The organism is Allohahella marinimesophila, assembly GCF_039538005.1.
Classification (GTDB): Bacteria; Pseudomonadota; Gammaproteobacteria; order Pseudomonadales; family Oleiphilaceae; genus Allohahella; species Allohahella marinimesophila.
The window spans coordinates 309509-327350 of sequence record NZ_BAABBO010000009.1 but is presented as its reverse complement, the minus strand read 5'-3'; the positions used below and the strand labels follow the sequence as shown (position 1 = coordinate 327350).

The 17842-nt window shown below is 57.6% G+C and carries 15 protein-coding genes; 6 read left to right on the top strand and 9 right to left on the bottom strand.

Annotated features, from left to right (window positions below; all coding sequences use genetic code 11):
- The first annotated feature begins 29 nt into the window (after positions 1-29).
- The 3 genes from fabA (at position 30) to ABD735_RS10175 (ending at position 2491) form a co-directional block, all read left to right on the top strand.
- Positions 30-554, top strand: coding sequence for a bifunctional 3-hydroxydecanoyl-ACP dehydratase/trans-2-decenoyl-ACP isomerase (gene fabA, locus ABD735_RS10185; RefSeq protein ID WP_344805959.1), 525 nt, complete (start codon positions 30-32; stop codon positions 552-554).
- Between the two features lie 70 nt (positions 555-624).
- On the top strand, positions 625-1860 hold the full coding sequence (fabB, locus tag ABD735_RS10180; RefSeq protein ID WP_344806353.1) for a beta-ketoacyl-ACP synthase I: 1236 nt from the start codon (positions 625-627) through the stop codon (positions 1858-1860).
- Between the two features lie 79 nt (positions 1861-1939).
- The gene (locus tag ABD735_RS10175) at positions 1940-2491 is read left to right on the top strand and encodes a L,D-transpeptidase family protein (protein ID WP_344806351.1); all 552 of its coding nucleotides are present in this window, start codon (positions 1940-1942) and stop codon (positions 2489-2491) included.
- Positions 2492-2495: 4 nt separating this feature from the next.
- Here the strand turns inward: ABD735_RS10175 and ABD735_RS10170 are convergent, their stop codons facing one another.
- The 3 genes from ABD735_RS10170 to glnK form a co-directional block, all read right to left on the bottom strand.
- Positions 2496-6749 carry a response regulator gene (locus ABD735_RS10170; RefSeq protein ID WP_344805957.1) on the bottom strand — a complete coding sequence of 1418 codons (4254 nt, stop codon included), beginning with the start codon at positions 6747-6749 and terminating at the stop codon, positions 2496-2498.
- 716 nt (positions 6750-7465) lie between these two features.
- A complete protein-coding gene (locus tag ABD735_RS10165) occupies positions 7466-8737 on the bottom strand; it encodes an ammonium transporter (RefSeq protein ID WP_344805955.1) in 1272 nt (423 codons plus the stop codon).
- Between the two features lie 41 nt (positions 8738-8778).
- On the bottom strand, positions 8779-9117 hold the full coding sequence (gene glnK / locus ABD735_RS10160; RefSeq protein WP_344805953.1) for a P-II family nitrogen regulator: 339 nt from the start codon (positions 9115-9117) through the stop codon (positions 8779-8781).
- Positions 9118-9603: 486 nt separating this feature from the next.
- Between glnK and ABD735_RS10155 the strand changes: the two genes are divergently transcribed.
- Positions 9604-9858, top strand: coding sequence for an accessory factor UbiK family protein (locus tag ABD735_RS10155; protein ID WP_344805951.1), 255 nt, complete (start codon positions 9604-9606; stop codon positions 9856-9858).
- Positions 9859-9991: 133 nt separating this feature from the next.
- On the top strand, positions 9992-11554 hold the full coding sequence (locus ABD735_RS10150) for a YifB family Mg chelatase-like AAA ATPase (protein WP_344805949.1): 1563 nt from the start codon (positions 9992-9994) through the stop codon (positions 11552-11554).
- Positions 11555-11561: 7 nt separating this feature from the next.
- Here the strand turns inward: ABD735_RS10150 and ABD735_RS10145 are convergent, their stop codons facing one another.
- A complete protein-coding gene (locus ABD735_RS10145; protein ID WP_344805947.1) occupies positions 11562-12578 on the bottom strand; it encodes a hypothetical protein in 1017 nt (338 codons plus the stop codon).
- Between the two features lie 391 nt (positions 12579-12969).
- Here ABD735_RS10145 and trmB point away from each other — a divergent pair, with 391 nt between their 5' ends.
- A complete protein-coding gene (gene trmB, locus ABD735_RS10140; RefSeq protein ID WP_344805945.1) occupies positions 12970-13719 on the top strand; it encodes a tRNA (guanosine(46)-N7)-methyltransferase TrmB in 750 nt (249 codons plus the stop codon).
- Positions 13720-13722: 3 nt separating this feature from the next.
- Here trmB and hemW read toward each other — a convergent pair whose 3' ends face one another.
- The 5 genes from hemW to metX are packed head-to-tail and all read right to left on the bottom strand — an operon-like array spanning position 13723 to position 17827.
- Entirely contained in the window at positions 13723-14910 is a 1188-nt protein-coding gene (gene hemW / locus ABD735_RS10135) for a radical SAM family heme chaperone HemW (protein ID WP_344805943.1), read from the bottom strand.
- A 3-nt stretch (positions 14911-14913) separates the two neighbouring features.
- The gene (gene rdgB, locus ABD735_RS10130) at positions 14914-15561 is read right to left on the bottom strand and encodes an RdgB/HAM1 family non-canonical purine NTP pyrophosphatase (RefSeq protein ID WP_344805941.1); all 648 of its coding nucleotides are present in this window, start codon (positions 15559-15561) and stop codon (positions 14914-14916) included.
- An 11-nt stretch (positions 15562-15572) separates the two neighbouring features.
- The gene (locus tag ABD735_RS10125) at positions 15573-16034 is read right to left on the bottom strand and encodes a DUF4426 domain-containing protein (RefSeq protein ID WP_344805939.1); all 462 of its coding nucleotides are present in this window, start codon (positions 16032-16034) and stop codon (positions 15573-15575) included.
- A 3-nt stretch (positions 16035-16037) separates the two neighbouring features.
- Positions 16038-16676: a methionine biosynthesis protein MetW gene (gene metW, locus ABD735_RS10120; RefSeq protein WP_344805938.1), complete on the bottom strand. Its 639-nt coding sequence runs from the start codon at positions 16674-16676 to the stop codon at positions 16038-16040.
- Positions 16673-17827: a homoserine O-succinyltransferase MetX gene (gene metX / locus ABD735_RS10115; RefSeq protein WP_344805936.1), complete on the bottom strand. Its 1155-nt coding sequence runs from the start codon at positions 17825-17827 to the stop codon at positions 16673-16675. The genes metW and metX overlap by 4 nt, the downstream gene beginning before the upstream one ends.
- Positions 17828-17842 lie beyond the last annotated feature (15 nt).

Sequence of the window (17842 nt, the reverse complement as noted above, 5' to 3'; positions counted from 1 at the left end):
CGACAACAAGAGGAACCGCTTTGGCTGCCATGGCAGGTACAGACGTCACATCAGAAAGAAAGAAAGCTTACGATAAGGAAGAATTGATTGCCTGCGGTCAGGGTGAACTCTTCGGCAAGGACACGGCCAGACTCCCCGTGCGTGAGATGCTCATGCTCGACAGAGTCACTCATATCGACGCCGATGGTGGCGAATTTGGCAAGGGTTCCCTCATTGCCGAACTTGATATCAGACCCGATCTCTGGTTCTTCGACGTACACTTTGTCGATGATCCGGTGATGCCAGGCTGTCTCGGACTCGATGCCATGTGGCAGCTTGTCGGCTTCCATCTCGCCTGGTCGGGTTACAAGGGTCGAGGCCGGGCGATAGGTGTTGGCGAAGTGAAGTTCACTGGTCAGGTCATGCCGGATGCCCGCCTCGTGACGTATGAGATTCATATGAAACGGCTGATCTCACGCAAACTGACCATGGGTGTGGCTGATGGCCTGATGAAAGTGGATGGTGAAACCATTTATGTTGCGAAGGATCTGAAAGTCGGTCTATTCGAACAGTAAGCAGCACCCGCCTGAATCGAACGAGTGGCCGGGCTTCGTAAATGCAATGAATGAATCAAAAGGTTCTATGATGAAACGTGCAGTGATTACCGGGATGGGCATTGTCTCCTGTCTGGGCAATGACATTAAGACTGTCACCGAAGCTTTGCGAACAGGCCGCTCAGGTATCCGCTTCAACGAAAAGTACCGCGACGCTGGTCTCAAGAGCCAGGTCAGTGGCACCGTCGATATCGATCTCGAAGCGAATATTGATCGAAAACTGCTGCGTTTCATGGGTGACGGTGCTGCCTACGCCTACCTGTCCATGCAGCAGGCGATTGCAGATTCTGGCATCGATGAGGCCCTGCTCAACAGTGAGCGGACTGGCCTTATCATGGGCAGTGGCGGCGCGTCGACCAGCAATGTCGTCGAGTCCGGCGATATTGCCCGCTCGCGCGGCGTGAAGAAGATCGGGCCTTACCGGGTCACTCGCACCATGAACAGTTCGGTCAATGCCTGCCTGTCCACCGCGTTCAAGATTCGCGGCGTCAATTACTCAATCACTTCTGCCTGTGCTACCAGTTCGCACTGTATTGGTCATGCCTGGGAGCAGATCCAGCTTGGCAAGCAGGACCTGATTTTTGCCGGTGGCGGTGAAGAAGAGGATTGGACGCTGGCCATGCTGTTCGACGCCATGGGCGCGATGTCCACGAAATACAACGATGTCGCGTCGACGGCTTCAAGGCCGTATTGCAGTACCCGAGACGGCTTCGTCATCGCCGGCGGTGGTGCTACAGTCGTTGTCGAGGAACTCGAGCATGCACTCAAGCGAGGCGCACCGATTTATGGTGAGCTCGTGGGTTACGCCGCAACCTCGGACGGTGCCGATATGGTAGCCCCCTCTGGGGAAGGTGCCGTTCGCGCCATGAGGCAGGCCAGTGAACAGGCCTTCGCTTCAGGCAAGAGCAAGCGTATCGCCTACATCAATACCCACGGCACCAGCACCCCCGCTGGCGACATAGTTGAGCTAAACTCGATCAGGGAAGTCTTTGGCAACGATCTGCCGAAGATCAGTTCGACAAAATCGCTGACCGGACATTCGCTGGGCTGTGCGGGCGCGCATGAGGCCATCTACTGTCTGATCATGCAGAAGGAGGGTTTCATTGCGCCATCTGCTCACATCCAGAGTATCGATGAAAAAGCCGCGGATTTTCCAATTGTCCAGAAGCCGGAAAACGATGACGCGCTCGATCTTGTCATGTCGAACAGCTTTGGCTTCGGTGGCACTAACGCCAGTCTCGTCTTCGCCAAATATCCACAGTCCTGATCTGATAGAGCTTATTCGGCATCCGTCGCTTGTCCGCCCATGGCTGCGGTCCCTGAAGGGCTTACTGGCCATACTCGTGATGGCTGGCGCACCGCTGGCCTGGAGTCTTGCCCCCAGTGACAGCACAGACCCTGTTTCGCTGGATGACGCGGAAGAGGTGGAGGTGGTGGAGGATCCTGAATCCGATGCCAATGTCGCCGCAGTGCCTGTCGACAGGGTCATCGTCCGAAAAGGCCAGCGTCTGCTGCTGCTCATGAAAGACGACAGTCCACTCAGGGTTTATCCGGTCAGTCTCGGTGACGAGCCCAAAGGCCACAAACAGTTCGAAGGTGATGAGCGCACTCCCGAAGGGGTCTACCTGCTGGACTGGCGCAATCCCAATAGCCAGTTTACCAAGTCCATTCATATTTCCTATCCGAACGAAACGGACCGCGAATTCGCCAAGGCGCTTGGCCGCGATCCTGGCGGCATGATCATGATTCATGGACGTCCGAACAGCTTCGAGCGCAAGAAGCTGGATCGATACATCCATGATGACTGGACCGACGGCTGTATCGCCGTCAGCAACGCCGCCATGGAAGAGATCTGGGAACTGGTGCCACTGAACACCCCAATTGAAATAGTGCCCTGAGTGTCTATCCGGCAGCGGCAGACTGAATGACGGCAGCGAGCGCCTGCTGCAATTCCAGCGAATTGTAAGGCTTCTGAAGCAGGGCCATTCCCGGGGTCTCGGCAGAGATGGCAAGATCATGTCCGCTCGCAATCAGGATCGGCAATTCAGGAAAATGTTGTCGCGCCTTTTCAGCAAGCTGTAAGTCTGTCAGATCTGGCAGGCCATGATCTGCCATGAGGACATCGACGGTATTGTCTTTGAGCACTGCGAGTGCTTCGCTGGCTGAAGCGGCCGGAAATACCGTGAAGCCGAGCAGACGAAGCAGGTCCGTCGTCGTACTTCTGAGCAGATCATCGTCTTCCACGAACAGCACCCGTTTCATGGCACGACCGGAGCTCTCTGACACTGGAGGCTTGCGAAGTACATGACGCATCTTCCTGGCGAGCTGCTCACGCGTATATGGCTTGCTCAGCAGCTCGATATCCTCATCCAGGCGTCCGCCATGGACGATGGCATTGTCTGTATAGCCGGATGTAAATAGAACTGCGAGATTGGGGAGTCGATCCTGGGCCTTGCGAGCCAGTTCAGGGCTGCGCAGCTTCCCAGGCATCACCACGTCAGTGAACAGCACATCAATGTGCGCGCCGCTCTCCACAATCACCAGAGCGCTTGCCGCATCACTGGCCTTCAATACCCGATAGCCAAGGTCGCTGAGCAGCGCGACGACAGTCGACCTCACGGTCTCATCATCCTCCACCACGAGAACGGTTTCTGTTCCAGAGACCACCGGTGAGGATTCGACGATTGTGGCGAGATCCTCCTCCTGGCGCGTACGCGGCAGATAGAGCCTGACCGTCGTACCCTGCTCTGCTTCGCTATAGATTTTGGTATGACCACCCGACTGTTTGACGAAACCGTAGACCATGCTGAGGCCAAGGCCCGTCCCCTGGCCCTCAGGCTTGGTCGTAAAAAAGGGTTCAAATACCCGGTCAATGACGTCGGCCGGAATGCCGCAGCCCGTATCGGAGACGGCCAGCATGACGTATTGGCCAGCCCGTACTTCCAGATGATTCGTCGCGTACTCGGCGTCGAGCACGGCGTTTCCTGCTTCGATCGTCAGCTTGCCATGGCCACCCATGGCATCACGCGCATTGATGGCCAGATTCAGCAGCGCATTTTCGAGCTGGCTGGCATCAATCAGCGTGTTCCAGAGCCCACCCCCGACGACGGTTTCAATCTCGACGCCTTCGCCCAGTGCGCGACGAAGCAGATGATCTATGCTGCGCAGGTGTCGGCCGATATTGACCGACTTGGGCGCAAGCGGCTGCCGCCGACCAAAGGCCAGCAGCTGTGAGGCGAGCTTGGCGCCCCGGGCCGCACCTTCGAGGGCATGACTGATGCGCTGCTCTGCGCGATCATTTCCTGTGACGTCCCGCGCCAGCAGCTCCAGGTTGCCTGATATGATCTGCAGCAGATTATTGAAGTCGTGTGCTACCCCACCGGTCAACTTACCAATGGCCTCCATCTTCTGCGCCTGACGCAACTGGTTTTCGGTCTGCTCTCTGGCGCTGATGGCCTCTGCGACACGCTGCTCCAGCATCAGATTGATCTGCCGCTGGGCTTCTTCGACCTCCCTGCGTTCACTGATATCGATGACCGAGCCAATATAGCCAAGAAACTGGCCCTGCGCGTCAAACCATGGTGCGGCGGCATCGATAGCATAGCGATAGGTGCCGTCGTGGCGTCTCAGCCGATATTCGAGGGAAAAGGCCGAATGATCTGCATTGGCCCTGACGAATGTGGCCTCCGCGGCGGGCTTGTCATCAGGGTGAGTGGCATCGAGCCAGCCGAAGCCGAGCCCTGTCTCGGGTGTCTGACCAGTGAATTGATACCAGGACCGGCTCAGATACGTGCACACGCCGCTTGGGTCAGTCGTCCAGATCATGACCGGTGCATTATCCGCCATATATCGGAAGCGAGCCTCACTTTCCCGAAGCGCTTCGTGCATCTGCCGCCTCACTTCGGCAATCGTGAGGGCAGCTTCGACCCTGGCGATGAGCTCCTTGGCCGAAAAGGGCTTCACAAGATAGTCGTCTGCCCCGCCAGAAAGACCCTCTATGCGAGCTTCTTCGCCAGCGCGTGCGGAGAGGGCAATGATAGGCAGGTCGCGCAGCTCGGTGTCGTTTCTGATTTCGCGAATGAGGGCGAAGCCATCCATTCGAGGCATCATGATGTCGGTAATTAACAGATCAGGTCTTCGCTGCTGAATCAGTTCGAGGGCCTCTTGCCCATCTGCGGCCACTGCACATTCATGAGTCGCTCCCAACAGCCGCTGCAGATAAGCACGCATGTCGGCATTATCATCGGCTAGCAGAATGAAGCCGCTGGGTCGATCGACCCCGCTAGGCGTCTCGAGGCCGGCTGGCCTGACACGCTCATGCTCATCCAGTGCGATGAGCGCCTTCTCAGAATGATCCTGCAGCCAGCTAAGGGCCTCTTCGACATACCCGGCGCTCCTGGCATGATTGACCTCGCGATGTGGCGCCGCATGAATCTGCTCGTCCGGGAGATGTGAGGAGCCAAACGGCAGACTGACTGTAAAGGTGGTTCCGGAGCCCTCAGTGCTCGCTACACTGATGTCGCCCCCATGCAAATGAACGAGCTCCTGCACCAGGGCAAGGCCTATGCCACTGCCTTCGAAGCTGCGTCCGCGAGCACCCGCGATTCGATGAAAGCGCTCGAACATACGCGGTAATTCACGCGCTGGTATGCCTGTGCCGGTATCACTGATAGTGAGCCTGGCTGCCCCCTCAAGCTCGTCGACCCGCACGCAGATCTGGCCTTCAAAGGTGAATTTCAAGGCATTCGAGAGCAGATTGAGGACAACCTTTTCCCACATGTCACGATCCATGTAGATCGGCTCCCGAAGCGGTTTGCAATCGGCGATCAACTCGAGTTGCGCCCTTTCCGTGGCCGAGCGGAAATTGCTCGCCAGGTCGGAGGTGATGGCCGCGATATCGGTCGGAACATAGTAGGCCTGGACCCGCCCAGCCTCGATACGCGAAAAGTCCAGCAGGGAATTGACCAGCTTCAGCAGACGGCTGGCATTCCTGTGTGCCAGCTTCAGGCCCTCCAGGTCAGCCTGGGGAAGGGCCGTATTGGCGAGGGATTCCTCGAGTGGACCCAGCATCAGGGTCAGCGGCGTGCGAAATTCGTGGCTCACATTGGAAAAGAAAGCAGTTTTGGCCCGGTCGATCTCGGCCAGCGCTTCCGCCCGCTGACGCGCATGCTCATAGGCTCTGGCATTGGCGAGCGCAGCTGCGAGCTGATTGGCGGCCAGTTCCAGAAAGGCCTCATAGTCCTGATCGACCGGGCGATATGGATTGAGCGCGGCGATGAATACACCAGCAGGCTGCTGCTGGCCTTGCATGTGTAGCGGCAGTATCAGCGCTTCCCGAGGTGGAAGATCCCAGGCACCTGTTGGGCGCTGAGCAGTCCGGGCAGAGGCCTGCCTCACTGGTCCGGTCACATCGAAGATCGACGTCAAAGGCCAGTCCAGGTCTGCATCGCGAGTGACGGTAGGTGGTGCGAGGGGGCTATCGGACGGTAGACCGGAGGAGCATGCCAGAGTCGCCTCCCCGTCTGCATCGAACAGATAGGTCATCGTAAATGGCAAATCCTTCTGGTTCGCCTCCAGTTGCCGGGCGCTGGCCTGTAGGACATCGTCCTGCCTAATGAGCGTATTGAACGCTGCCGCCAGATCTCGCAAGGTAGCCATGCGCCGCTCACCGATGACCCGAAGTGTTTCCTCTGTGACCACACACAACATACCGACCACAGCGCTATCATCGTCTGCTAGCGGACTGTACGAAAACGTATGATAGGTTTCCTCCGGTACACCACTACGTTCGAGGAACAACAGCATGTCCTCGTTCCAGCTGGCAACGCCGGTCTCCATGACCGTGGAGATCAACGGGCCGATAGCCGGCCAGATTTCAGCCCAGACCTTGGCGGCCGGGGCGCCCAGCGCCCATTCCTGCTTGACGCCGAGGGTTGGCTTATAAGCGTCATTACAGAAGAAGATGTTGTCCGGACCCCAGCTCATCCACATGGCGTACCGAGAGGTCAGCATGATACGGACAGCGGCTTTCAGACTCTGCGGCCAGTCCTCTGGCGCGCCCAGCGGCGTTGTCGACCAGTCCAATGCCCGCATCCGCGCGGCCATTTCACTATCGCCGGCGATGAAAGCAACGGCCGGTGATGAGGGTGCGGGCATAAGCTGGTCCTGTTCTGGAAAAGGTCGCCTCGGATGATACCGACAACCATTGGGTTGAATATAGTGCAACTTCCTTACAGATTGTTACCGGGGCCATCGGGCAGTGGTGTTCCAGTATTCAGGACTCGCCGTGAATACTACGGGAGGGGCAGTGGTGTTCCAGTATTCAGGACTCGCCGTGAATACTACGGGAGGGGCAGTGGTGTTCCAGTATTCAGGACTCGCCGTGAATACATCCGTGTAGGCTCCTCGGCCATCCATGGCCGAGGATGTCCTGAATACTGGAACACCACTGCCCCTGCGGACTGTCAGACCAGATAGGGCGAGTGCTGAGACTGTGCGAGATAATTACTCTAGGCTCGGTGGCCATCCGGCAGGCTCTCCAGGCGAGGGGAGCGTCCATCGGGCGCCGAATTTTCTGGCCGTTTCACTGAATCTCAGGAAGGCGGTGGGGGACAATGGCTGCAGAACATCCTCGGCCATGGATGGCCGAGGTAGCCTACAGGGATGTGCTCGCGAACGCGATATTCACGGCGGGTTCTGCAGCCATTGTCCCCCACTGCCTAACCATGAACCGCTCGATTGAGGGCAAAAAAAATGCCCGTATCTTTCGATACAGGCATCCAAGGGGTTGTTTCTCATGTCAGGTTTCTTAACCTGGAAGTGCTGATCTTACTCTTGTAAAACTGGCGCGTCCCTGCGCCCACAGCGCGTGTTCAGTCGCGCTGAAACTCAGGGTAAGCTTCCATTCCGCACTCAGACAGATCCGTACCTTCGTACTCCTCTTCTTCCGAGACCCGGATGCCGATGACGGCCTTCAGGATGCCCCAGACGATCAGGCTACAGACGAATACCCAGACGAAGATGGTCGCTGCACCGATCAGCTGACCAGAGAAGCTTGAGTTGTCGTTCGTGAGTGGCACGAGCAGCAGACCCAGCAGACCGCAGACGCCATGCACCGAAATGGCGCCGACCGGGTCGTCGATTTTCAGCTTGTCGAGGGTGATGATCGAGAACACGACCAGTACGCCACCGATGGCACCGAAAATAGTCGCCTGAAGCGCGCTTGGCGTGGAAGGCTCAGCTGTGATCGCTACCAGACCAGCCAGTGCGCCGTTCAGCAGCATGGTGAGGTCGGCCTTGCCAAACAGGAGTCGTGCCGTGATCAGGGCCGCAATACCGCCACCGGCAGCTGCCGCGTTGGTGTTGAGGAAGACCATGGCCACAGCGTTGGCATTAGCGATATCACCAAGCTTCAGTACTGAACCACCGTTGAAACCGAACCAGCCCATCCAGAGGATGAAGGTACCGAGTGTCGCCAGTGGCAGGTTCGCGCCAGGGAAGGCGTTGACCTGGCCATTCGGGCCGTACTTGCCTTTACGGGCACCCAGCAGGATCACACCAGCGAGGGCAGCAGCTGCACCAGCCATGTGAACGATGCCTGAGCCTGCGAAGTCAGAGAAGCCGAGGTCACCAAGGGTGTACATGCCGAAGACAGCATTGCCGCCCCAGGTCCAGCTACCTTCCATCGGGTAGATGAAGCCGGTCATGACCACTGCGAACATCAGGAAAGCCCACAGCTTCATACGCTCGGCGACAGCACCCGATACGATGGACATGGCGGTGGCCACGAACACGACCTGGAAGAAGAAGTCGGAAGCCGATGAGTAGACCGAACCGCCTTCGAAGCCGTCTTCACGCTCGGCAAAGCTCTTCAGCGTGTCGTCGACCAGCGTGTCTCCGCCCGCAATGCCCGAGAGGAAAATGTCGCCGCCATACATGATGGCGTAACCGCAAATCATGTACATGACACAGGAGATCGCGTAGAGCGCGACGTTTTTGGTAAGGATTTCGGTGGTGTTCTTGGCGCGGACGAGACCGGCCTCGAGCATTGCGAAACCGGCAGCCATCCACATGACCAATGCGCCGCAGACCAGGAAGTAAAACGTGTCCATGGCGTACTGCAGGTGAAATAGATTATTTTCCATGAAGCCCTCCGTATGAGGCCAGATAGTAAGTTTGGTGAGAGTTAGATCGCGTCCGTTCCGGTTTCGCCGGTTCGAATCCTGATGATCTGCTGGAGGTCAACCACGAAAATCTTGCCATCACCGATCTTGCCGGTATTGGCCGCCTTGCTGATTGATTCGAGCACCTGGTCAAGCATGTCAGTCGCGATGGCGACCTCGATCTTCACCTTCGGCAGGAAGTCCACGACGTACTCGGCGCCACGATACAGTTCCGTGTGGCCCTTCTGACGTCCGAAGCCCTTGACCTCAGTAACTGTCACACCCTGCACGCCGATTTCCGACAGTGCCTCTCGAACATCGTCGAGCTTGAAAGGTTTGATGATGGCAGTAACAAGTTTCATATCTGTCTCCTAATGCCGTCTGAACGCTGGTAATTAAGCTGGTTGCTAGCCTGCCGTTGAAAAGATGACCCACTTGTAACGAGCGAGATGCAGTTGCTAACCACGAAGCATGCCAGCCATTACAAATCGTTCAGATACAGTCATTTAGACGATGCTAAGTTGGAAGTATGCGGTAAAACCTCAATATTATTCGTTAGCCTGCACCGCAATGGCGCGGAATGGTGCACCAATTAGGCTCTAGGCAGGAGGCGTGCACCAAAAATGGGCGCATGTCGCGTTGCTGACCAGCCGATGACTCGACGGTGACCTGATACTTGGGAAAAATATTTCAGGTAAAAGATCAAGAAATGAGCACTATTTAACGGAAATCGCCTACCGCTAGTGAGTGTGGGTGGTGTTACTATGGCGTCGGGAAAACAGGACGGTCTTCGTTACACACAAAACACCAAGATTGATCCTTACTTGTAATGGAAGAGGTACAGCTCTATGAAGAGTCCAGTGGATTTGCTTCAGGGTTTTCACGAAAATTTCGGCCAATATGTTCCGGGCCTTGCGAAAAGTGCGCAGCAGGATGCTCAGATGCAACTCAAGGCTGCTGTCAGTAGCATTCTGGATAAGCTGGACGTCGTATCGCGGGAAGAGTTTGAAGCTCAAAAAGCCGTGCTCATTCGCACTCGGGAGCGTCTTGCTACCCTCGAGAAGCGTCTGGATCAGGTAGAGGGCAAGCTGGTCAGCCAGTAAGTCACTCGGTCCGGTCTGAATTCAGCAGACGGTATGAGCGGAAAACGTAGTGTTTTGATTTGATGACCAGGATGGTCGTCTTTTGCGGAGAGCCCTCATGCTCTCCATTTATCAAGTCACCAGGGACGGTGCAATGTCATTATCTGTTGTCTGCAGCAGGGCGCTTATTGGCGTCACTGCGCCTCTTGTTTATATTGAAACCCACATTTCCAATGGCCTGCCGGCACTGTCTATAGTCGGACTGCCAGAGGCTGCCGTACGTGAAAGCAAGGACCGGGTGCGTAGTGCGCTCATCAATTCCGGCTTCGACTTTCCTGCCCGGCGAATCACTATCAATATGGCGCCAGCCGACTTGCCAAAATGTGGTGGTCGCTTCGATCTTGCGATTGCGCTCAGTATCCTGGCCGCGTCAAAGCAGTTGACGGAGGCGGCGAAACGCAGGCTGGCGGGCTGTGAAATCTTCGGAGAGTTGTCACTGTCCGGTCAGATCAAACCGGTCAGCGGTCTGCTGCCAGCAGCGCTGGCCAGTCACCAGGCTGGCCACCCCTTGCTTACGGCCGCCGCCAAGATTGATCTTCTCGCGAACCTCGACGGCATCGAAGCCTTTGGCTTTTCTACCTTGCGTGAGGTGACCGCCTACCTGAACGACAGCGCTTCGACCCAGCCCGCAGTACCTTCGCGAGATCGACTCCCCCCGTCCGATCACGTCGCAGACACTGACGACATGGCTGATGTTCGTGGTCAGTTTCAGGCCCGCCGCGCGCTTGAAATCGCCGCTGCTGGGCATCACCACTTGCTGATGAGTGGACCCCCCGGGTCAGGCAAGACCATGTTGGCGCGGCGAATCCTCTCATTGTTGCCGAATCTCAGTCGGCAGCAAGCCTTTGAAACGGCCTCAATCTACTCCGTCAGCCATAGTGATATCGGCCAGCCAGAGGACACGCTGACAATAGGCGAACAGATTCTCACAAGGCGCAAACCGCCATTTCGAAGCCCGCACCACAGCGCCTCGGTGTCTGCCATCGTTGGTGGCGGTCGATCACCCCAGCCAGGAGAGATTTCCCTGGCCAATCACGGTGTACTTTTTCTCGACGAATTACCCGAGTTTTCCGGGCGAACGCTCGAGGCACTGCGACAGCCACTCGAGCAACACACCATCAATGTCACTCGCTCGCAACGACAGGTGGCCTTCCCGGCCAGATTCCTGCTGATAGGTGCGATGAATCCCTGCCCCTGCGGGTATGACGGCCATATGGACAAGGCCTGCGTCTGCAGTGCCTTGCAGATCAGAAAATACCGAGACCGTATTTCAGGTCCGATACATGATCGATTTGACCTGCAGATGACGCTGTCGCCGGTGAAGTTTGAAGAATTATCAGGAGCCCGTGGCGAGTCCAGCGCTGTTATCGCCGAGCGGGTGGGCGGGGCGCAACAGCGACAGTATGGCAGGCAGGGCAGCCTCAATGGGTTGATGAGCCCGGCTGAGACCCAGCGGACGATCAGCCTCGGCGGGCCTCAACAAAGCCTGCTGGAGCGTGCGGCGCAGAAACTACACCTGTCGGCCCGCGCCTGGTACAAGATTCTCAGGGTTGCGCAAACGATCAGTGATCTGGCCGAAAGCAGGCACATTCAGACACCCCATCTCATGGAGGCCATTGCCTACGCCGGCCGGGGCGAATCCGCCAGCCGGTCGTGACGCTATTTCAGTGACGCAGAAGACCGCGGGGTCCGCGGCTCTGCGCCGGCGGCGCGATGTCAATCCACTCGGCCAGTGAGGGCTCTGTCATGCGTGGTATAGCGGCAAGACCGAGCTTGATCAGGCGCTGGATGGAAAAGACCAGTTCGCTGATTTCGTTGAAGAAGAGCTGCACATGTTCGTCCGGTAGCAGCGCTTCCGAACCGTTTGCCGCAGCACTTGCTGCAGGGGTGTCCTTAGCGGTACTGCGGCCGACAGCACGCCGCCGCCTCACAGGGTAGCGGCTGGGGCGAGGCTGCAGTCCGAACAGCTTTAGCGAGGGCTGTATCTGCTGCCAGTACACATTCAATTCCTGCCAGTGTCTGGCCAGTCGCTCCTGCTCCAGGGAGGTCGGCTCCTGCAGATCCGGTGACTGCTGTTCCAGTCTCTGCAGGCTTTCGTCGAAATACTTGTGCAGATATTGCAGCTTGAGCGCCAGCGGCGCATGGTTAGCTGCACTGCTGGCGCCTTTGTCCATGGATTGCCTGGCGAGCAAAAAGGTGGCTATGCCGCGAATTTCTGCCGCCGTCTCCATCAATTCCGGTAACTGATTCAGCGTCAGATAAGCCAGTCTGCGATCGGACTCCGAAATCTGGTCGAACACCCCGGCGTTATTATAGGTGCGCAGCAGCAGGAGCATCTGCTGTATCACGTGGGTGTGCAGATCAAAGCTTTCCGACGCGCTGTCCTGGCGCCAGTGGTGCGACAGCGTATACCACTCGTCGCATAGCCGCTGCCATTCCGCCTCAGGAAACAGTTCGGAGACAAACTGCTTCAGCACCCGCAATTGATCAATGACCTGGGGGCGGATAGTCTCCACACGGGTCTCGAAAAAGACGTCACCACCAAGTACGGCGAGTACCATGCCGCGGTGTTGCTGTAACAATGAGATCAGCTCAAGGGCGTGCAGGCTGAGCTGCGCGCAATGCTGTCGGTCTTTCTGACGGCTAAAAGCCCGACGCAGATTCTGTTCTTCTAGGTTCATTGCAAAGCCTGTAGACATTTTGCCAACTGGCGGTGCCTGCAGCAAAAGGCGCTGCAGGATCGAATGGACATTACAAGGCAATTTCGGGGCCAGATATGAGAGAGGGGCTGAAGGGCGTTGAGCCGGGCAGTGCAGTAAGTCCCCAAGCCGCGCAGGGCGCCACTCGAAGCGCAGTGGTCGTCAATACACGTGCTTGGCAGGTGAATATTAGCCAATTATATCGTCGTTAGTTATGACTGCTTATGGTGCAGTGGATAATCAGCCAGCGGCGGGCGCACTTAATCGGTGCAGCAGGCCTGAAGAGCGACATGGCACTTTATGCATCCACTGTTTCCGCCACTTTTGCTATCATTCGCGCCAGTTGCCCAGACCAGAGATGTATGAGAAATCGATGTCAGACCGCCAGAACCTAGAGGATGACCAGCCCGCCGAGCTGGAACCACGCACTACGAAGTCCTCGGAGGCTGCCGCCCATCCCCGCCGCCTCAAGAGCTTTGTCATTCGAAGCGGACGCAAGACGGCCGGTCAGCAGGCAGCCTACGATTCGCTCTGGCCCACGCTGGGTCTCGATCCTGGATCACCGCTGCGAAATAGTAGAAGCGCTGAGCGCGCCGCCGCGCCACTCGTCATCGAGGTTGGCTTCGGTATGGGGCAGTCGTTGGCAGATATGGCGCAGGCTGCACCAGAAACGGATTTCGTCGGTATCGAGGTTCATCCGCCCGGCGTCGGTTCACTCTGTCTGCAAATTCAGACCCGCGATATCAATAATATCAGGATCTATCAGCATGATGCTGTGGAGGTGTTCGAAGGCTGTGTCGATGACGCCTCCGTCGACCGCATCCAGGTCTACTTTCCCGACCCCTGGCATAAGAAGCGCCATCACAAGCGCCGGCTGATCCAACCCGAGTTCACTGCGATGTTGGCGAGCAAGCTCAAGCCAGGCGGTCTTCTGCATTTGGCCACTGACTGGGAGCACTATGCTCACCACATGTACGAAGTGCTCGAGGCGGAACCGAGGCTTGAAAATCTGGGCGAAGGCCAGTTTGTGGAGCGACCCGAGTGGCGACCGGAAACCAAGTTCGAGCGTCGTGGACAGAAGCTGGGTCACGGCGTCTACGATCTGCTGTTCCGAAAGATCTGACGTTTACCAGCCGCTGAATTTGCCGACGACATCATTGAGAAAGCGGGCGCCAAGCGGCGTTGTCTGCAAATAGTCTTCGCTAGCCTGCATCAGCCCGGCCTGCTTCAGTTGCGATAAGGTCGGCTCCAGCTGGGCGGCGGCCAACCCGGTCCGCTCGGTGAATAAAGATACCGGTACCCCGTCAGTCAGGCGTAGCGCATTGAGCATGAACTCGAAGCTCAGGCTGTCCTGTGTAATAGCCTCTTCTGCTGCGAGAAATCCGGCTGCCGATGTCGCAATGAGCTGACCATGTCCCTGGGCTCGCTTCAGATAAGCGTCGGGCTGTCGGGTCTTGCGATATCGAATGAACTCACTGGCTTCGGGTGAACTGAGCTTGCCATGCGCCCCGGCACCAATGGCGAGATAGTCGCCAAATTCCCAATAGTTGCGATTGTGCCGGGCCGCCTGCCCGCGGCGTGCGTAGGCAGACACTTCGTACTGCTGCAATCCGGCTTCAGCAAGCAGGACCTGTCCTGCCAGTTGAATATCAGCGATGTCATCGTCTTCCGGAAGCGGTGGCGGGTGGCTGAAGAAGTGCGTATTGGGTTCCAGCGTCAATTGATACCAGGATAGATGCGTGGCACCGCACTGTAGGGCCTGCCGGAGGTCGGCCTCGGCGCCTTCGGCGGTTTGTTGCGGCAGGCCGAACATGAGGTCGATATTGAAGCGCTCGAAACCAGCTGAGGCTACGGCTTCGATAGCCTCCAGCGCCTGTCTGCCGGAATGAACCCGACCGAGCGCGGCCAGTTGTTCGGTCGCAAAGCTCTGAACACCGACCGAAATCCGGTTGATGCCCGCTCGCCGGTAGCCCTTGAAGTGCGCGGTGTCGACCGCTCCTGGATTGGCTTCCAGGGTGATCTCGGTAGCCTCCATCAGGGGCATGGTGTCGTTGATGCGCTCGAGTAACCTGGCGTAAACATCTGGCGGCAGCAAACTGGGCGTGCCCCCGCCAATGAAAATCGACTGCAGTGGCCGCCGTCCCCCGAAGCGCTCTAGTCGCTCGAGCTCCTCGGACCAATCGAGTAGCAGCGCGTCAAGATAGGGCTCAATCTGAGACTGAAGATTATTCGTCTCATGAGAATTGAAGTCGCAGTAGGGGCACTTTCTGATGCACCAGGGGACGTGAACGTAGAGCGACAGCGGTGGGTGCAAGACCTACAGACCCGGAAGCTGCAAGGCAAGCAGACGCAGTGCCTGGCCACGGTGGCTCGCGGCATTCTTCTGGTCCGACGAAAGTTCGGCTGCCGTCTTGCCGAGGTCCGGAACATGGAAGACAGGATCATAGCCGAAGCCGGCTTCGCCACTGGGTGACGTGAGAATGCGGCCGTGCCAGCGTCCGCAGGCTACCAGCGGCGCAGGGTCTTCAGCATGGCGCAGCAGCGCGAGTGCGCAATAGAACGAAGCGCTGCGGCGCTCGGCATCGACATCCTGCATCTGTCGCAACAACTCTTCGATATTGGCTGTATCGGTCGACTGGCCTCCAACGGGCGTCCGTCCATGCATGCCGGCGAAGCGCGCAGAATAGATGCCTGGCGCACCATTGAGTGCCTCCACGCAGAGCCCGGAGTCATCCGCCAGCGCAGCACCCTCATGACCTCGTGCGCGCGCTTCTGTACAGGCATGACGTGCCTTCAGAATCGCGTTTTCGATGAAGGTCGATGCGGGCTCTTCGCATGACTCGATACCGAGCTCGCTCTGCGCAATGATCTTGAACTGCCTGCTTGGCATGGTTGGCACACTGGCGAACAGCGTCGCGAATTCCTTGAGCTTTCCCTTGTTGCCACTAGCAATGATGATATTCAAAAGACCGATTCTCAGTTGGCGAAGAGGGTTTGCTTGAAGGCGAATTCTTCCGGAGGCTGGTTGGGATCGCCGATAAACTCTATGGCGAAGCTCAGCTCCTTGCCAGGGCTGTACCAGAAATTGGCAATGCTTGAGGTCACGCCACCCTCAGTGACCTGCTGAAACGGCAATGGTCGTGCTTCACCCTGCTCGGTTCTGACCGTGCCACGAACGAAAGACCGGCGCGACACGAGCTGCTCGTCCCCCTGCTTTTCCAGTACAGTCACGTTGATGAACCCAGAGCCAACCGACCGGCTGATCTGATACATTCTCGCGCTCTGCTCCGACAGCACGCTGCCAGGCAGCGCAGCATAATGTACCTGGAAATTGTCGAGCTCGATCTGCTGCTCGGCAGCTACCGGCCATGCCGCCAGGCAGGCCAGGCCCAAGAGCGCGCAGCGGAAGATACTCAGATGACTCATCGAAAATTTCATGGTCTAAGCGTCCTGACGTGTAATGTGATACAGCGCGATTTGCCCGAAGGCATTCGGCCACAGCCGACTCAGCCACTGCGCATTATGACGGTCATCCACCACTGAGCGACGCAGAATCCTGATACCCATTTGCTCGCACAGGGCTTCAAAATCCTTGAAGGTGCAAAGGTGAATGTTGGGTGTGTCATACCAGTGATACGGAAGCGTTCGCGATTCGGGCATGCGTCCCTTGGTCCAGAGGTACCAGCGCAGGCGCCAGTAACCGAAATTCGGAAAGGTAACGATACCTTCGCGCCCGATGCGCAACATCTGCTCCAGGGTGATGTCAGGGCGCTTGACCGCCTGCAGGGCCTGCGTCATGACCACGACATCGAAGCTCTTGTCCTCGAACACGCTCAGGTCATCATAATCCAGATCCTGTTCGATCACATTGACGCCACGCCGAATGCATCGACTGATGTTGGCAGGGTCGATTTCCAGGCCGTAGCCAAAACAGCCACGATGTTCAGCCAGGTACGCCAGCAGCGTACCGTCACCGCAGCCCAGGTCGAGCACCGACGACCCATCGGCAAACCAGTCGACGATCAGATCCAGGTCTTCTCTCAGCTCGCTGCGGGCGGCCCTGTCGCTTGCGGTCGTCATGACAGCCCCAACTGAGTAGCAATTCGATTCATATAGCCAGTAAACACATCGAAATAACGCTCATCGGGTATCAGGAAGGCATCGTGGCCGTGGGGTGCATCAATTCGCGCATAGCTGACTGCCTTACGGGCGTCTACCAGCGCCTTTACCAGCTCCTCAGAGCGATCCGGTGCAAAGCGCCAGTCGGTCGAAAACGACACTACCAGAAATTTTGCCTCTACCGGCCTGAGCGCAGCGGCCAGATCATCATTGCAGGCTTGGGCAGGGTCGAAGTAATCCAGAGCCCGGGTCATCAACAGATAGGTGTTGGCATCGAAATTCTCGGCGAAACGCTCGCCCTGGTACTGCAGGTAGCTCTCGATCTCGAACTCTATATCCAGTGGCACATATTTGAGTTCGTCACTGCGTAGTGCGCGACCGAACTTGCTGCCGAGCGAGGCATTCGACAGGTAGGTGATGTGGCCCAGCATTCTGGCCAGCATCAGACCCTTGCGGGGAATGGTATCGAATTCCGCATAGTGTCCGGCATGGAAATCGGGATCGCTGCTGATGGCTTTGCGGGCCACTTCATTGAAGGCAATGTTCTGCGCGCTGAGTTTGGGTGCAGATGCGATGATGACAGCATACTGCACGCGTGTCGGAAAACTGATGGTCCACTGCAGGGCCTGCATGCCACCCAGACTGCCACCCACGACGGCTGCCCATGTGTCGATGCCGAGTTTGTCGGCCAGTCTTGCCTGCGCCGCCACCCAGTCAGCCACCGTAATGGCTGGAAAGTCGGCGCCGTAGGTCTTGCCAGTAGCGGGATTGAGAGACGTGGGCCCAGTCGAACCAGCACAGCCGCCAAGATTGTTCAGGCAGACGACGAAGAATTTCGTGGTATCGATGCACTTGCCAGGGCCAATGCAGTTGTCCCACCAGCCCGGCTTTCGATCGGCACTCGAATGATAGCCGGCGGCATGGTGGTCCCCACTCAGGGCGTGGCAGATGAGCACAGCGTTGGAGGCAGACGCATCGAGCTCGCCATAGGTCTCATAGACCAGTTCAAAACGGTCGAGCGTGCGGCCGCACTCCAGATTCAGAGGCGTTTCGAAGTGGGCAGTCTGTGGCGTGACCATGCCCACCGAATCGGCGGGCAGGGAGCTTGTCATAGGGTAATCCAGGGG

What these genes read in the sequence shown, in the direction of transcription:
- ABD735_RS10155 (WP_344805951.1), top strand. Translation starts at nt 9,604, where the DNA reads ATGAAGAGTCCAGTGGATTTGCTTCAGGGTTTTCACGAAAATTTCGGC.
- ABD735_RS10170 (WP_344805957.1), bottom strand. Translation starts at nt 6,749, where the DNA reads ATGCCCGCACCCTCATCACCGGCCGTTGCTTTCATCGCCGGCGATAGT.
- fabB (WP_344806353.1), top strand. Translation starts at nt 625, where the DNA reads ATGAAACGTGCAGTGATTACCGGGATGGGCATTGTCTCCTGTCTGGGC.
- trmB (WP_344805945.1), top strand. Translation starts at nt 12,970, where the DNA reads ATGTCAGACCGCCAGAACCTAGAGGATGACCAGCCCGCCGAGCTGGAA.
- ABD735_RS10145 (WP_344805947.1), bottom strand. Translation starts at nt 12,578, where the DNA reads ATGAACCTAGAAGAACAGAATCTGCGTCGGGCTTTTAGCCGTCAGAAA.
- glnK (WP_344805953.1), bottom strand. Translation starts at nt 9,117, where the DNA reads ATGAAACTTGTTACTGCCATCATCAAACCTTTCAAGCTCGACGATGTT.
- ABD735_RS10175 (WP_344806351.1), top strand. Translation starts at nt 1,940, where the DNA reads ATGGCTGGCGCACCGCTGGCCTGGAGTCTTGCCCCCAGTGACAGCACA.
- ABD735_RS10150 (WP_344805949.1), top strand. Translation starts at nt 9,992, where the DNA reads ATGTCATTATCTGTTGTCTGCAGCAGGGCGCTTATTGGCGTCACTGCG.
- metX (WP_344805936.1), bottom strand. Translation starts at nt 17,827, where the DNA reads ATGACAAGCTCCCTGCCCGCCGATTCGGTGGGCATGGTCACGCCACAG.
- fabA (WP_344805959.1), top strand. Translation starts at nt 30, where the DNA reads ATGGCAGGTACAGACGTCACATCAGAAAGAAAGAAAGCTTACGATAAG.
- metW (WP_344805938.1), bottom strand. Translation starts at nt 16,676, where the DNA reads ATGACGACCGCAAGCGACAGGGCCGCCCGCAGCGAGCTGAGAGAAGAC.
- ABD735_RS10125 (WP_344805939.1), bottom strand. Translation starts at nt 16,034, where the DNA reads ATGAAATTTTCGATGAGTCATCTGAGTATCTTCCGCTGCGCGCTCTTG.
- ABD735_RS10165 (WP_344805955.1), bottom strand. Translation starts at nt 8,737, where the DNA reads ATGGAAAATAATCTATTTCACCTGCAGTACGCCATGGACACGTTTTAC.